The sequence below is a fragment of the Pedobacter cryoconitis genome (assembly GCF_014200605.1).
GTDB classification, from domain to species: domain Bacteria; phylum Bacteroidota; class Bacteroidia; order Sphingobacteriales; family Sphingobacteriaceae; genus Pedobacter; species Pedobacter cryoconitis_B.
This window is the reverse complement of record NZ_JACHCE010000003.1, coordinates 500,626-516,623: the sequence shown is the minus strand read 5'-3', so window position 1 is coordinate 516,623 and position 15,998 is coordinate 500,626. Positions and strand designations below refer to the sequence as shown.

Below are 15,998 nucleotides of genomic sequence, written 5' to 3'. Positions count from 1 at the left end.
CCTTTTCCCGGTAAATAGATTGACTCAACGTGAAAGCATTATGGAGAAAATGTGGATTCATAGCGAAGTCAAATAGAAGCCAGCCAAAGGGCCTTGTAATTGCAGCAGAAATATCAGGATGAGGGTTAAATGAAAAAGAGCGTTGTCTGTGAAGACAACGCTCTTTTAAAATTTTAAGACCTTTAAAGGTTTATAGAGAAAATGCTTTTTTAACAGCATCTACGAAATCTAATTTTTCCCAGGTAAATAATTCTACTGTGATTTCTTTTTCAACACCGTTTGATGCTTTGAATACTTTAGTAATTACTTCGTTGTTTTTACCAAAGTGACCATAAGCTGCGGTTTCTGAATAAATCGGGTTACGCAATTTTAAACGTGTTTCAATACCGTAAGGAGTCATATCGAAAATCTTTTCTACTTCTTTCGCTATTTCACCATCAGTAAGCAATTTGCCATCTGCTGATTTAGCTTTAGCTGTTCCGTAAGTATTTACGTAGATACCCATAGGCTGAGCAACACCGATTGCATAAGATACCTGTACCAGTATTTCGTCAGCAACACCAGCTGCAACTAAGTTTTTAGCGATATGTCTGGTTGCATAAGCAGCCGAACGGTCAACTTTAGATGGATCTTTTCCTGAGAATGCACCACCACCGTGAGCACCTTTACCACCGTAAGTATCCACGATGATTTTTCTTCCGGTTAAACCAGTATCGCCATGCGGGCCACCGATAACAAATTTACCAGTTGGGTTGATGTGATATTTAATATCCTTGTTAAACAATTTGCTGAACTGAGGATATTGGCTTGATACACGTGGAATAAGGATATTGATAATATCGTCGTTTATCTTTTTAAGCATAGCCTGTTCTTCATCAAAATCATCATGCTGTGTCGACACCACGATAGAATCGATTCTTACCGGCTCATTGTTATCATTATATTCTAAAGTAACCTGTGATTTTGCATCAGGACGTAAATACTTGATTTCAGTGTTTTCGCGACGGATAGCAGCTAATTCAATCAGGATTTTGTGTGCAAGGTCAAGTGCAAGAGGCATGAAGTTTTCAGTTTCTCTTGTTGCATAACCAAACATCATTCCCTGGTCACCAGCTCCCTGAGTTGTTTTGTCAGCTTTATCTACACCCTGATTGATGTCAGGTGATTGCTCATGAATAGCAGATAACACACTACAAGAGTTGCTATCAAACATATATTCACCTTTAGTGTAACCAATTTTGTTGATTACCTCTCTTGCGATTTTCTGTACATCAAGATATGCTGTTGATTTCACTTCGCCAGCCAGAAAAACCTGACCGGTAGTTACTAAAGTTTCGCAAGCAACTTTTGATTCAGGATCAAATGCTAAAAAATTATCAATTAGTGCATCCGAAATTTGATCTGCTACTTTATCAGGATGGCCTTCAGAAACAGATTCTGATGTAAATAAATATGACATTTTAAATAATTAGTTTGTTAATCAACAATTTTTTAAAATGGACAATGATCCCGTCTAAACAGGCAGTAAAATGAAGTGTATGAATGGTTAGCACTTTTTTTTACGTGGTTGCAATCCCGTCATGCTGGCATAACATCGCAAATCAGTCCACCTTTACAATGCAAAATTACTATATATATTCAAAATAGTCAAAAAATATCAATTATTTTGTGCCATAATTAATTCATATCCTTTGGCAAAGTCGAACATTCTATTTATTATTAATCCTATATCCGGGGGTAAGGACAAATTAAAGATCCCTGCTATAATTGATGCGAACCTGGACAGATCCAAGTTTAATCCTAATTATAGTTTCACGGAATATGTAGGGCATGCTGCAGAGATAGCGGAAGAAGCTGCAAATAAGAACTTTGATATTATTGTTGCCGTAGGTGGTGATGGTACGATTAATGAAATTGCAGCGAAAGTAATGCAGCAGCAGAAGATCTTAGGAATTATTCCCTTTGGGTCAGGAAATGGTCTGGCCCGGTTTTTAAAGGTCCCTATGAATACGGCTAAGGCAATTCAGGTATTGAATGACCTGAATGTTATCAAAATAGATACAGGCACATTCAATGATAAGTTTTTCTTTAATATGGCAGGAATGGGATTTGATGCACATATCAGTTCTGTATTTGTCGGAAATAAAAAAAGGGGGCTGTCGGGCTATCTGAAACTTGGGTTTAAAGAAATGATTAGTTATAAGCCTGAAACCTATCATTTGCGGATAGATGGGGTTGGGTATACCAGAACGGCTTTTGTGGTGAGTGTGGCCAATTCTTCTCAATATGGAAATAATGCGCATGTTTCTCCACATGCCTCTGTAACAGATGGTTTACTGGATGTTTGCATCATCAAATCATTCCCGTTATATAAATTACCTATACTGGCCTATCATATGCTGAATGCAAGTACCGACCGTTCTGATATGGTAGAAATTATCAAAGGAAAAGAGATACAGATTACCAGAGTAGAAGATGCGGCGATCCATATTGATGGAGAACCTTATTTTATGGGCAGAGAGATTGCGGTAAGTATTTCACCGCTGTCTTTGAATGTAATTGTTCCCCAGGCAATGGGTGGTGCAGTTGCAGAAATTGTTTAGGGATTTCTAAAATAATAAATAAAGAGATGAAACCGAATAAAAAATCATTGAGTGATCTTGGTGGAATTATGTATTCTACAGATCCTTCTTATAGTTATGAAACTGATCAGGATACAGAGCAGGAGGTGATTGCAAATAATCAGCAGGACCTGCGTGTGATGCTGGACAGGAAAAACAGGGGCGGTAAAGCAGTGACACTGATTACCGGGTACCGCGGAAATGCTGCAGATTTAGAGAAGCTTTCAAAAATGCTGAAGACCAAATGCGGAGTAGGCGGAAGTGCTAAAGATGGTGAAATTATTATACAGGGTGACTTCAGGGATAAGGTAGTTTTGATGCTTCAAAAAGAGGGGTATAAAGTGAAAAAATCGGGAGGATAATAAGTGAGTTAAGCTGCTGTAAATCAGTTAGTTGTTTTATAGTGTATATGCCACAATAAGTGAAATATTTCCTTTGAAATGATATTTTTTCCATAAATATCTCCTTAGCTTTGCCTAAACAAATAATCATTTTATGAGCAAAGTTTTAATGCCTAAACCAGACTTATCCCGGTTGAATTTGGGTACTGATAATGCATACTATCAGTTAAGCGTACCGCAATTGGTAGAAGAAGCCATCAATAACGGAGAGGGTACGCTCTCATCATCAGGTGCTTTGGCAATTGATACGGGTAAATTTACCGGTCGTTCGCCAAAAGACAGATTTATAGTGCTGGATGATATTACAAGAGATTCGGTTTGGTGGGGCGATATCAATATCCAGTTTAGTCAGGCAAATTTCGAATCATTACTGCACAAAGTTTGTGCACATCTTAACAAAGACAAGTTTTATGTAAGGGATGCTTATGCCTGCGCTGATGAAGCCTATAAAATGAGCATCAGAGTAATCACAGAGACTGCTTATCAAAATTTATTTGCTAATAATTTATTCCTCAGACCAGAGGAAGGAGAGGTTATTGAGAACCCTGAGTGGACAATTATTGCAGCACCTACCTTTCTGGCAGATCCGGCAACAGATGGAACACGTCAGGCTAATTTCGCTATTCTGAATTTTTCAGATAAAATTATATTAATCGGCGGAACAGGGTATACAGGTGAAATAAAAAAAGGGATTTTCTCTGTGTTAAATTTTATTTTGCCTGAATTGAAAAACACTTTGTCGATGCATTGCTCTGCTAATGTGGGTACTGAGGATGACACTGCAATTTTCTTTGGACTATCAGGTACAGGTAAGACTACTTTGTCGGCTGATCCTGCAAGAGGCTTAATTGGTGATGATGAACATGGATGGGGAGACTCTTCTGTTTTCAATTTTGAAGGCGGATGTTATGCTAAATGTGTAGACCTGACAGCCGAAAAGGAGCCTCAGATATATAACGCAATCAAATTCGGCTCTTTACTGGAGAATATCAATTATTTTCCTGGTACCAGGGATGTCGATTATTCAAATATTGATAAAACTGAAAATACAAGGGTTGCTTATCCTATAAATTATATAGATAATGCTGTCTTACCTTCTATTGCAGGTATCCCTAAAAATATTTTCTTCCTTACAGCGGATGCATTTGGGGTTTTACCCCCATTGTCAAAATTAAATCCTGGTCAGGCTATGTTCCATTTTATTTCTGGTTATACAGCTAAGGTTGCGGGTACAGAAGCTGGGGTAACTGAGCCTCAGGTAACTTTTTCTGCTTGTTTTGGAAAGGCCTTCCTGCCTTTGCACCCAACTAAATATGCAGATCTGCTTGGAAAGAAAATGGAAGAGCACAAAGTTAATGTATGGTTAGTTAACACAGGCTGGAGCGGCGGCGCATATGGGGTAGGGCAGCGGATGAAACTAAGTTATACCCGTGCTTTAATCACTGCAGCTTTAAATGGGGAATTATCTTCTGCGACATTTACTGAACATCCTGTTTTTGGATTACAGATGCCTGATGCTTGTCCTGGAGTTCCTTCGGAAATTTTAAATCCGAGAAATACCTGGTTTGACAAACAAAATTACGATAAGAAAGCAAACGAACTTGCTAAAGCGTTTATTGATAACTTTAGACAGTTTGAAGAGTTCGCAAATGACGAAATACTCAAATCAATCCCAAAAGTTGTAGAAAACACACTTTAAATCATTTTTTTTAGGGAAAAATTTGCATTTCAATTTTTTTTTAGTTTTCATTGTGAAAGATTGTCTCCTAACCGGGACAATCTTTTTTAATATGGGCTGCGCGATGGGAGAATTATTGCGAAAATCAAATTTACCTGGTAATGATAATTTAATTTGGAATTAAAATCAAAGTTGTAGATTTGTTATTGCAACATTTGATTTTATTCGTCGTTGTGTGTATTACAGATATTTAATATAAATTTAAAAAAACAAAGTACTAAAAACTCAAAAACTAAAAAAAAATGGCAAACGCACCAAAACCAACAACAGTTAAAAAGGAAAGCTCATCAGCTTCAAATCTATTCGCTACTCTAGTCATTCCAATTTGTATTATCATCGCAGCACTTATTTATAAATTCGTTCTTGGAGATGCAAATAACTTTATTGACAACAACGTTGAGAACCTACCTAAAGTTGGTAACTATGCAGGTATGGCTTACAAAGGTGGACCAATCGTTCCAATCTTAATGGGTATGCTTTTAATGGTAATCGTATTCTCAGTAGAACGTTTCATCGTTATCGGAAAAGCAACTGGTACATCTAGTTTAGATGCTTTTGTGAAAAAAGTACAAGCACTTTTAAATTCAAATAATATCGAAGCAGCTATGGCTGAGTGCGATAAACAACAAGGTTCGGTTGCTAACGTAATCAAATCTGGTTTGAAAAAATACCGTGAGATGGAAGTTGAAGCAAACATGGATACAGATCAAAAATGTTTAGCTATTCAAAAAGACATCGAAGAAGCTACTACATTAGAAATGCCAATGTTAGAGCAAAACTTAACTGTAATTGCAACATTAGTATCTGTTGGTACATTAATGGGATTATTAGGTACAGTAACAGGTATGATCAAGGCATTTGGTGGTTTAGGTGCTTCTGGAGCTCCGGATTCAGCAGCATTAGCAACAGGTATCTCTGAGGCACTTATCAATACTGCAACTGGTATCGGTACTTCAACTTTAGCGATTATCATGTACAACATCCTTACTTCTAAAATTGATAAATTAACTTATGCAATTGATGAAGCTGGTTTTAGCATCATCCAAACTTATGCTTCTACGCATAAATAGAAAATAATGTAATTTTTTTTTACCGGCTTTATGGAAAACCGGAAGAATTAACATCATTATACAAAACATAAGTAATTTTTAAAATTATGCCTAGAGCAAAGGTTCAAAGAAAGAGTACCTCGATTGATATGACCGCCATGTGCGACGTGTCCTTCCTGTTACTTACTTACTTTATTTTATCAGCGACTGCAAAACAACCGGACCCTTTGGATGTAAGACTTCCTACGTCAACGTATAAAATTAAGGTTCCTGAAAAGGACATCGCAATTTTAACGATTGGTGGAGACAAAGTTTTCTTCGAAGCTGCTGGTCAGGATATCAAAGTAGCTACGCTTGAAAAAATTGGTGAGCAATATAAAATCAATTTTACACCAGAAGAAAAAAAACGCTTTAGCGTTATCGGATCATTTGGTGTGCCAATCCAGAGTTTAAAACAGTTTGTGATGCTGGACGGAGATAAGAGAAAGAAATCAGGTCTGGAAACAGGTATACCTACCGATTCTACCAATAATCAATTGGCAGATTGGATTCTTCAATCCCGTAAAGCTGTTGCTGAGCTGCATTCTGAAGGAATGAGAGTAAGTATCAAAGGTGATTCTGAAGAAGGTTACCCTATGATAAAGAAAGTTGTTGACATCCTTCAAAAACAAAAAATTAACAAATTCAGTTTAATCACCACTGCTGAAGGCGGTAGCAAATAATTAAAACATGGCAGAATTAGATACCTCCGGCGGGGGTGGCAAAAAGGGTGGGAAAGTAAGAAGTAAGAAATCGTCTACGAAAGTAGATTTAACCGCGATGGTTGATTTAGCGTTCTTATTGATTACCTTCTTCATGTTAACCACCACGCTGAATAAACCAATCGCAATGGATATTGCGAAGCCAGATAAAGATGATAAATCTGAACAGAGACTTGAATTAAGAGCATCTCAGACAATGACAATTTTATTAGGTAAAAATAATAAAGTTGCATGGTATATGGGAGAAGCTGGTAAATCAGCTCCTGAAGTTCAGGATTTTACTCAGATCAGAAAATCGATACTGGATAACAAACAAAAAGTACAGGCCGCAAGTGGTAAATCTATCGTTATGGTGATTAAACCAACTTCTGGCGCAACTTATAAAAACTTTGTTGATATCATGGATGAATTAGCAATTACCGGAATCAAATCGGCTCCGGCAATTGACGACGAAAACATCACTGATGCTGAGAAAGCATTCATGAAGTCGCAGAATCTTTTATAATATTATTAACATTTTAAATAACAAGCAATGTTCGGATCTAAAATAGATTTATTCAATAAGGAATGGCTTGATGTTATTTTCGCTAAAAAGAACAAAGCTTACGGAGCTTACGAGTTACGTAAACAAAATGGCGCGAATACTTCAAGAGCACTACTTTTTGCTTCGGCAGCTTTTATATTTTTGTTTCTTTTACCTAAGATCGTTAGTTTGATCAAAGGTCAGTTGCCTGAAGAGGAAATTGTGAAACAAGTTGAAGTTGTTGTTGCGCCACCGCCACCGGTGGATCCAAAAACACCTCCACCGCCACCGGTTGAGCCGCCGCCACCAAAGACGGATCAAATCAAGTTCCCTCCTCCGATTGTAAAACCGGATAACCAGGTTCGTGATGAAGATCCTCCTCAGATTGAGCAATTAAAAGCTGCTGACCCAGGTCAGAAAACAATTGAGGGTGATCCGGGTGCTGATATTGTTGTGGTTGGTCCGGTAGGAGAAGGCCCTAAACAAGCAGCAGTAGTAGAAGATACTAAAGTCTATGACTTCGTAAGTATCGAAACTCAGCCAGGTTTCCCTGGAGGTATGGACAAGTTTTATGCATACTTGCATAAAGCGGTAAGATATCCTCCTATGGCTCAGGAAAATAATATTCAGGGTAAGGTGTTCTTATCTTTCGTAGTTGAGAAAGATGGTCGTCTGACTGATATTAAAGTTGAGCGTAAATTAGGTGGTGGTACTGATGAAGAGGCTATCAGGGTATTAAAGGCTAGTCCAAAATGGACTCCTGGTATCCAGAATGGTAAACCTGTTCGTGTTAAATATAACATTCCGATCAGTTTCACTTTATCTAACTAAATATTATTACAATAATGTTTAACTTCAATACATTCAAACAGAAATCGCCTCAACAGCGATTTCTGTTCATTTTAGGCCTTGTGATGTTGACCATGTACCTTGTACTTGGAGCTGCATTAATCTTCTGGAAAGACATCCCTTTCGAAATTAAGCCTACTTACCGCATCTTATTTGGACTATTACTGATCGTTTATGCTGTGATAAGATTTTTCCGTTTGATTAATCAAAAAGACAATTAGTATGAAGAAACTAGTTTTTATCCTGCCATTATTTTTATTCATTGCCTGTAAGCAAAAGCCTAAAAGTGATGATAGGAAAGAGTCCCGTGTTTCAGGTACAGTAAAAATGCTTGTTGATGAGAGTTTTTCTTCAGTTCTGCAAGATCAGATTGAAGTTTTCAAGCTCGACTATCCGGATGCTAAGTTTGAATTGATTCAGGGAAATGAAAATAAAATCCTCCCTACGTTCTTAAATGACAGTGTAAGGGTTGCAATTTTATCAAGAATGCTTACCGCTGACGAAGAAAAAGCTTATAGCAAGAGAAGTATTCCAATTTTTACTTCCAGATTCGCAATTGATGGTATTGCATTGATTACTGGAAATGATAATCCGGATTCAACGATTACTGCTGATGAAGTGGTTTCGATTATGAAAGGGACTTCAACTTCTGGTAAACAACTGGTTTTTGATAATGCTTATTCAAGTACACTGCGCTATTTTAAGGACCTTTCTCAAATTAAGGAATTACCTAAATCAGGTATTTATACTTTGCAAAATAATAAAGATGTTATAAAATACGTTGCAGAACATAAGAACTATATTGGGGTTGTTGGGGTGAACTGGTTGTTGAAAAACGGCCGTGATCAGCAGGACTTTACCGATCAGGTGAAAGTTATGGGTGTGAAAAATACCAAGGGTAAAAAAGGTGATGATACCTTTTATAAACCTACTCAAAAGAACTTAATTGATGGCATATATCCGTTCCTGAGGAATGTTTATATCATTAATGCAGAAGGTAAAAATGGTTTAGGCACGGGTTTTGCAACGTGGTTAACGGGTCAGAGAGGTCAGTTAATCGTTTTGAAATCGGGATTGGGACCAAATAAAATGAATCCGAGAGAGATTAATATAAAAAAAGAAAATTAGTATTATATTGAGCCATGGCTTTAAGTAGTCGGGTAATAGAAAAAAACGAATTAGCTTATACAATAAATAAAAAATAAGTAACCGATGGGCCTGCATATTCCATGCGAGCTTCATCACCTTTAAAATCAAATCGAAAACGGATGAAAATGACAAAGAAAGCAATAACCTTAAGTTTAGGTTTAGTAGTGATGGGTTCTGCCTCTTTTGCTCAAAACTTAAGTGATGCAAAAAAAGCAATTGATGCTGAGCAGTTTGCTAAAGCAACTTCTATGCTTAAATCACTGGTAAGTTCTCAGGCGGGTAAAGGGGAGAACTATTTTAACTTAGGTGATGTATATCTGCATAATGAGTATGTGGATTCTGCTAAAGCAGTTTTTAACAAAGGAATTACTGCTGATCCTAAATATGCGTTGAACTACGTTGGATTAGGACAGGCAGATCTTGCTTCTAACAATGCGGCATCAGCAAAAGCTAATTTTGATAAAGCTATTGGATTAGCTTCTAAAAAAGACCACACTCCCTATTTATACATTGGTAAAGCTTACCTGGCGCAAGATAAACCAGATTTCGCAGCAGCTTTATCTAACTTAACAAAAGCTGACGAAGTAGATGCAGCTGATAAAGATCCTGAGACATTTTTGGCTTTAGGTGATTTATATGCAGCTCAGAAAAAGAATTCTGAAGCATTACAAAACTACATGCGTGCTTTAAATATCAATGAAGGCTTAGTTAGAGCTAAAGTTCAGATTGGTAGAATGTACAAAGAGTCAAGAGCATTTCCTGAGTCTGAAACACAATTAAAAGAGGTAATTACTGCAGATCCTAACTATGGTCCTGCTTACCGTGAGATTGCTGAGTTATACATGCAATGGGCAAATTTTGAACCAGCTCATTATGCAGAAAAATCTAAACAGGCTTTAGAGAACTACAAAAAATACATGGACCTGACTGATAAATCTTTTGATACAAGATTACGTTATGCACAGTTCCTGTTCTATGCAAAAGACTACAAAGCTCTGGAAACTGAGACTGCTGATATCGCAAAATTATATCCTAATAACCAAAAAACTATGGTTATTAACCGTTTACAAGCTTATTCAGCAGCTGAAAATAAAAACCCTGAAAGCTTAAAATTATTAACTGATTTCTTCGCTAAAAATGCTGATACTTCACGTTTAATCGCTGCCGATTACCTTTATTTAGGTAAAGCTCAGTTAAACGCAGGACAAGACAGTTTAGCTTTAAAGAGCATCAGACATGCAATTGCTAAAGATTCTACAAATGTTGAAGCATTAGAAGATGTAGGAAAGGCTTTGTATACAAACAAGAAATATGATCAGGCAGCTAACGTTTACAAAGACGCTATCAGATTAAATCCAAACGGTAAAGGTTCATTAACTAACTATTACTACCTGGCTTCTGCAGATTATTTTGATTACGCAAACAAAGACAGAGACAAGAAAAATCCAAGTAAAACTATCTTAGTAGAAGCTGATTCGGCTTTAGCACACTTAAATAAAGTTTCACCTGAATTTACTTTGGCTTACATTATGAGAGCACGTGTTGCCCGTTTAATGGATGATCAAACAAATCCTAAAGGATTACTTGTTCCTTACTATGAGCAATACCTGGATCTGGTAACTGTTAAAAAACCTGAATTGGGTGCTGGTGATGCTGAAAAAAGAAACTTAGTTGAGGCTTATACTAACTTAGGTTTCTTCTATACTGCTACTGATAAAACAAAAGCAGGTGACTACTTCAAAAAAGCTTTAGCTATTGACCCGGCAAATGCAAATGCATTAGCTGGTGCAAAACAGTTAGCAGCTCCGGCAGCAAAAGCTCCAACGAAAAAGAAATAGTAAAATCTAATAAATAAGATGAAAAGGCTACCTGTTGAGGGTAGCCTTTTTTTGTTTCAATAGGTTGTGTATTTAAGCAACACTATGTGTAAATAAAGGACAGCTGCATCCCACTCAGACTAATCACTAGTTTTTGCTCTGACCATAGTCAATTATATCCTATTAGTTTCTTCTTTGTCCGCGTCATCGGTCTTTCTCTACCTAATAATCCCAACCACCAAGCCCAAAGCGCGCATTTCTCTTCATTGATGCTTTAAAAGTAAAACACCATGCAAGGTTGCAGAATGAATAATTAAAAATACAGGCTAGCGTGAGGACCTTGCGTTTCAGGCTCCTTCAGGCGCGGCAATGCCTGCCTAACATAGCTTGTCTTTTTAATTATTGGATTTCCCCCTTTTTTCTTTTACTTTTGTTGCCTAATTAAGATTATATGGAAACGCAGAGTTTACCTTCGGATTTTTTACCCATCATTTTTCAAGTTATCGTAGCCTTAGGCTTTGTTGTAGTAACCCTTATTGCTACTCACTTCTTAGGTCCTTCCCGTAAAACCAATGACAAACTGGGAACTTTCGAAGCAGGGGTAAAAGTTGTAGGTAATGCGCGTCAGCCGTTCTCCATCAAATATTTCCTTGTGGCTATACTTTTCGTCCTGTTCGACGTCGAAGTTATCTTTATGTACCCTTGGGCTGTGAATTTCAGAGAGCTTGGCTGGCCAGGACTTATTGAGATGTTTGTCTTTATGGGGACACTTTTATTAGGCTTTATTTACATTCTGAAAAAGAAAGCGCTCGATTGGAATTAAGCTATTTAGATCGGTTCTAAATCGAGATAGATTAAACCTTTTTGGCTCTAAATATTGTAGATTTGTGGTTCATTCTGTATTAGAATGAGCCTTTTTTGTTTTATGATATGAGTGACATCAATATAGTAGACGCGCCTCCAGGCATTGAAGGATCTGGCTTTTTCGCTACTTCTTTAGACAAGGTTATCGGTTTAGCCCGTTCCCATTCATTATGGCCATTGCCATTTGCAACTTCATGCTGTGGAATTGAATTCATGGCTACAATGGGTTCGCACTATGATTTCGGTCGTTTTGGTTCAGAACGTTTAAGTTTTTCTCCCCGTCAGGCAGATTTATTAATGGTTATGGGTACCATAGCTAAAAAGATGAGTCCTGTTTTAAAGCAAGTGTATTTACAGATGGCAGAACCTCGTTGGGTGATGGCAGTAGGTGCATGTGCATCAAGCGGTGGTATTTTTGATACTTATTCAGTTCTACAGGGAATCGATGAGATTATTCCGGTAGATGTTTACGTTCCTGGCTGTCCGCCGAGACCTGAAGCAATTTTAGACGGCTTCGGTAAGATTCAGGAATTAGTAAGAAACGAATCTGGCAGAAGAAGAGATTCTGATCAGTATAAACAAATGTTGGCTTCATACGGAATTGAATAATGGCAGACATTAACAATAGTAGTGTAATACAGCTTCTGGCTGAACGTTTCGGAGCTAAAGTAAGCGGAGTGAACGAACCTTATGGTTTGCTTACTGTAGAAACGACAAAAGACGTAATTGTCGAAGTACTTAGATTTCTTAAAGAGACAGAAGGTGCTAATTTTGCTTTCCTGACTGATATTACCGCAGTTCATTACCCTGACACTAAACATATCGCTGTAGTTTACCATTTACATAACATGGTGAACAAAATCAGGATCAGGGTTAAGGTATTTATACATGAACAAACTCCGGTAATTCCTACAGCTACTGTGCTTTGGAACGGAGCTAACTGGATGGAAAGAGAAACATATGACTTTTTCGGCGTTAAATTCGAAGGTCACCCTGATTTAAGAAGGATTTTAAATATGGACGAACTGAATGTTCATCCGATGTTAAAACAATATCCTTTAGAAGATCCGAACAGAGTTGATAAAAAAGACGAATACTTTGGTAGATAAGAACATGAATCACAATCAACCAGTATATACAGACAACGATCCTCAGAGCGAGTTAGTAACCTTAAACTTAGGTCCTACTCACCCTGCAACACACGGTGTTTTCCAAAACGTACTCCAGTTAGACGGAGAGCGTATTGTGAGCGGAGTTTCTACCATCGGGTATATTCACCGCGCTTTTGAAAAGATTGCTGAACACAGGCCTTTCTATCAGATAACCCCGCTGACAGACAGGTTAAACTACTGCTCATCACCTATTAACAATATGGGATGGCATATGACAGTAGAGAAACTGTTAAATATAACCGTACCTAAACGTGTAGATTATCTGCGGATAATCGTCATGGAGCTGGCGCGTATTTCAGACCACATTATCTGTAATACGATTATTGCTCAGGATACAGGGGCAACGACCACCTTCCTATATCTTTTCCAGTTCAGAGAGCATATCTATGAAATTTACGAAGAGATCTGCGGTGCGCGTTTAACAACAAATATTGGCCGTATAGGTGGTTTTGAAAGAGATTTCAATGATATCGCCTTTGCTAAAATCAATAAATTCTTAAAAGAGTTCCCTGTTGCTTTGAGGGAATTTGAAAGCCTGCTTAACCGTAACCGTATCTTTATTGACCGTACTGCCGGCGTTGCCTGCGTTACGCCAGAACAAGCTTTGGATTACAGTTGGAGCGGTCCTTTGTTGCGTGCAACCGGTGTGGATTACGACGTGCGTGTAAGTGAGCCTTATTGTTCTTATGATGAATTCGATTTCGAAGTTCCTGTAGGTACAAGCGGCGATATTTACGACCGTTATTTAGTCCGTAACGAAGAAATGTGGCAGAGTGTAAGTCTGATTGAACAGGCATTAGAGAAAATCAAACACGAACCTGCCGGAGTTTTCCACGCAGATGTTCCCGATTTTTATCTGCCTGCTAAAGAAGAAGTATATAACAATATGGAGGCCTTGATTTACCATTTCAAAATTGTTATGGGAGAGATTGATGCACCTAAAGCAGAAGTATATCATGCTGTTGAAGGCGGAAACGGAGAACTTGGGTTTTATCTGATCAATGACGGTGGAAGAACACCTTACCGTCTGCATTTCAGAAGACCTAGTTTTATTAATTATTCCATGTATGCAAAGATGAGTGAAGGAATGTTACTGTCTGATGCCATTATCAACATGAGTAGTATGAATATTATTGCCGGAGAATTAGATGCTTAAAGTAGAAGAACAACAACCTGTAGAGTTTTCGTCAGCTTTGATCGCAAAGTGTGATGAAATTTCAAGTAGATATCCGCAAGGGAAACAAAAATCTGCCTTATTGCCTATACTTCACGAAGTTCAGGCAGAGCTGGGTTGGTTAAGTTCCAATGCAATGGATAAAGTAGCAGCATATTTAAAAATTGAGCCTATCGAAGTTTATGAGGTAGCCTCTTTTTACAGTATGTACTTCTTGCAGCCAAAGGGTAAATATGTTTTAGAAGTTTGCCGCACAGGGCCTTGCTGCCTGGTAGGAGCGGAAAAACTGATGGAGCATATGGAACAGACTCTTGGAGTAAAAGAAGGAGAGGTTACAGCTGATGGTTTATTTAGCTGGAGAGGTGTTGAATGTCTTGCAGCCTGTGGTTACGGCCCGGTTCTGCAAATAGGCCCTGAATACACTTTTTATGAAAACCTCGACAATCAAAAGGTAGACACATTGATAGAAGAATTACGCAAAAAATAATGGCCCGTAAACTCTTATTAGAACATATAAACGTACCAGGCATCAATACTCTTGATGTTTACCGCCAGAAAGGCGGCTACCGTGCTGTGGAGAAAGCTTTGAAAACTCTGACCCCTGATGAAGTGGTAGAAGAGGTTAAAAAGTCTGGATTACGCGGCCGTGGAGGTGCAGGTTTCCCTACAGGAATGAAGTGGAGCTTTCTGGCAAAACCAGAAGGTGTTGCCCGCTACCTGGTATGTAATGCTGACGAATCAGAGCCGGGTACTTTTAAAGACCGCTATCTGATGACGCATATTCCTCATGCTTTAATTGAAGGAATGATCGTGTCAAGTTATGCATTGGGCGCTAAAACATCATATATCTACGTACGTGGAGAAATGATGCCTCAGATCAGAATTCTGGAAAGAGCTATCGCAGAAGCAAAAGCTGCAGGCTTTTTAGGAAAAAATATCTTAGGGTCAGGTTATGATCTGGAATTATATGTTCAGCCGGGTGGCGGGGCATATATCTGCGGAGAAGAAACGGCCCTATTGGAATCACTGGAAGGTAAAAGGGGTAATCCAAGGATTAAACCACCATTTCCGGCTATTGCTGGATTATATGGTTGTCCTACAGTAGTTAACAATGTAGAATCTATTGCTGCTGTTGTGCCTATCATTAATGATGGCGGTGATGAATATATGAAAATCGGTATCGGACGCAGTACCGGAACAAAATTAATCTCTGCTTCGGGAAATCTGGTAAGACCAGGTGTATACGAAATAGAATTAGGCCTTCCGGTCGAAGAGTTCATTTATTCTGATGAATATTGCGGTGGTATTGCGAATGGAAAAAGACTGAAGGCTACCGTTGCCGGAGGATCTTCTGTTCCTGTATTACCAGCTAACCTGACGCTTAAATTAGCGAACGGTGAACCACGTTTAATGAGTTATGAATCTTTATCTGAAGGAGGGTTTGCTACAGGAACTATGTTAGGTTCAGGTGGTTTTATCGCTTTTGATGAAGATCAGTGTATTGTAAGAAACACCTGGAACTTTTCCCGCTTTTATCACCATGAAAGCTGTGGTCAGTGTTCTCCTTGCCGTGAAGGTACCGGATGGATGGAAAAAGTATTACACAGACTGGAGCATGGACATGGTAAAATGAGCGATATTGACTTATTGGTTGATGTGTCTAAAAAGATTGAAGGAAATACAATTTGTCCTTTAGGGGATGCTGCTGCATGGCCTGTGGCAAGTGCAATCAGACATTTCAGAGATGAGTTTGAATGGCATGTAAAAGAGCCTATAAAAAGTCTTCAGGGAAATTATGGTATCGCTAATTATGCAGTACCTATTGCTAAAGCAGAAGTAAAACAGGAAAATTAACTGTCTGACCTGCGTTTTTATTGATA

At 38.2% G+C, this 15,998-nt stretch carries 17 protein-coding genes; 16 read left to right on the top strand and 1 reads right to left on the bottom strand.

Translation table 11 applies throughout. The annotated features are described in order from the left end of the window. Positions 1-190 precede the first annotated feature (190 nt). A complete protein-coding gene (gene metK / locus HDE68_RS12915; RefSeq protein WP_183882534.1) occupies positions 191-1,459 on the bottom strand; it encodes a methionine adenosyltransferase in 1,269 nt (422 codons plus the stop codon). Positions 1,460-1,691: 232 nt separating this feature from the next. Between metK and HDE68_RS12910 the strand changes: the two genes are divergently transcribed. The 16 genes from HDE68_RS12910 (at position 1,692) to nuoF (ending at position 15,972) form a co-directional block, all read left to right on the top strand. Next, the gene (locus tag HDE68_RS12910) at positions 1,692-2,603 is read left to right on the top strand and encodes a diacylglycerol/lipid kinase family protein (protein WP_183882531.1); all 912 of its coding nucleotides are present in this window, start codon (positions 1,692-1,694) and stop codon (positions 2,601-2,603) included. Positions 2,604-2,629: 26 nt separating this feature from the next. Further along, positions 2,630-2,983 (top strand): translation initiation factor, encoded by a 354-nt coding sequence (locus tag HDE68_RS12905; RefSeq protein WP_183882529.1) that lies wholly within the window; start codon positions 2,630-2,632, stop codon positions 2,981-2,983. Between the two features lie 133 nt (positions 2,984-3,116). Next, positions 3,117-4,721, top strand: a complete 1,605-nt coding sequence (pckA, locus tag HDE68_RS12900; protein WP_183882527.1) for a phosphoenolpyruvate carboxykinase (ATP) — start codon at positions 3,117-3,119, stop codon at positions 4,719-4,721. A gap of 281 nt (positions 4,722-5,002) precedes the next feature. Further along, on the top strand, positions 5,003-5,830 hold the full coding sequence (locus tag HDE68_RS12895) for a MotA/TolQ/ExbB proton channel family protein (protein ID WP_183868357.1): 828 nt from the start codon (positions 5,003-5,005) through the stop codon (positions 5,828-5,830). An 86-nt stretch (positions 5,831-5,916) separates the two neighbouring features. Continuing rightward, positions 5,917-6,531, top strand: a complete 615-nt coding sequence (locus HDE68_RS12890) for an ExbD/TolR family protein (protein ID WP_183882526.1) — start codon at positions 5,917-5,919, stop codon at positions 6,529-6,531. Between the two features lie 7 nt (positions 6,532-6,538). Beyond that, positions 6,539-7,075 carry an ExbD/TolR family protein gene (locus HDE68_RS12885; RefSeq protein WP_183882524.1) on the top strand — a complete coding sequence of 179 codons (537 nt, stop codon included), beginning with the start codon at positions 6,539-6,541 and terminating at the stop codon, positions 7,073-7,075. A gap of 27 nt (positions 7,076-7,102) precedes the next feature. Then, positions 7,103-7,924 (top strand): energy transducer TonB, encoded by an 822-nt coding sequence (locus HDE68_RS12880; protein WP_183882522.1) that lies wholly within the window; start codon positions 7,103-7,105, stop codon positions 7,922-7,924. Positions 7,925-7,938: 14 nt separating this feature from the next. Next, positions 7,939-8,163 (top strand): hypothetical protein, encoded by a 225-nt coding sequence (locus HDE68_RS12875; protein WP_183882520.1) that lies wholly within the window; start codon positions 7,939-7,941, stop codon positions 8,161-8,163. Between the two features lies 1 nt (position 8,164). Then, on the top strand, positions 8,165-9,070 hold the full coding sequence (locus tag HDE68_RS12870) for a substrate-binding domain-containing protein (RefSeq protein WP_183882518.1): 906 nt from the start codon (positions 8,165-8,167) through the stop codon (positions 9,068-9,070). A gap of 140 nt (positions 9,071-9,210) precedes the next feature. Beyond that, complete coding sequence (locus HDE68_RS12865; RefSeq protein ID WP_183882516.1) at positions 9,211-10,929, top strand: tetratricopeptide repeat protein; 1,719 nt, start codon at positions 9,211-9,213, stop codon at positions 10,927-10,929. Positions 10,930-11,359: 430 nt separating this feature from the next. Next, positions 11,360-11,731 (top strand): NADH-quinone oxidoreductase subunit A, encoded by a 372-nt coding sequence (locus HDE68_RS12860; RefSeq protein WP_183882514.1) that lies wholly within the window; start codon positions 11,360-11,362, stop codon positions 11,729-11,731. Positions 11,732-11,838: 107 nt separating this feature from the next. Further along, positions 11,839-12,381, top strand: coding sequence for an NADH-quinone oxidoreductase subunit B (locus HDE68_RS12855; protein ID WP_068405166.1), 543 nt, complete (start codon positions 11,839-11,841; stop codon positions 12,379-12,381). Further along, positions 12,381-12,881, top strand: coding sequence for an NADH-quinone oxidoreductase subunit C (locus HDE68_RS12850; RefSeq protein WP_183882512.1), 501 nt, complete (start codon positions 12,381-12,383; stop codon positions 12,879-12,881). Before HDE68_RS12855 ends, HDE68_RS12850 begins: the two co-directional genes overlap by 1 nt. Positions 12,882-12,885: 4 nt before the next feature. Next, on the top strand, positions 12,886-14,100 hold the full coding sequence (locus HDE68_RS12845; protein ID WP_183882510.1) for an NADH-quinone oxidoreductase subunit D: 1,215 nt from the start codon (positions 12,886-12,888) through the stop codon (positions 14,098-14,100). Then, entirely contained in the window at positions 14,093-14,605 is a 513-nt protein-coding gene (nuoE, locus tag HDE68_RS12840) for a complex I 24 kDa subunit family protein (protein WP_068405171.1), read from the top strand. The genes HDE68_RS12845 and nuoE overlap by 8 nt, the downstream gene beginning before the upstream one ends. Continuing rightward, complete coding sequence (gene nuoF / locus HDE68_RS12835) at positions 14,605-15,972, top strand: NADH-quinone oxidoreductase subunit NuoF (protein WP_183882508.1); 1,368 nt, start codon at positions 14,605-14,607, stop codon at positions 15,970-15,972. Before nuoE ends, nuoF begins: the two co-directional genes overlap by 1 nt. Positions 15,973-15,998 lie beyond the last annotated feature (26 nt).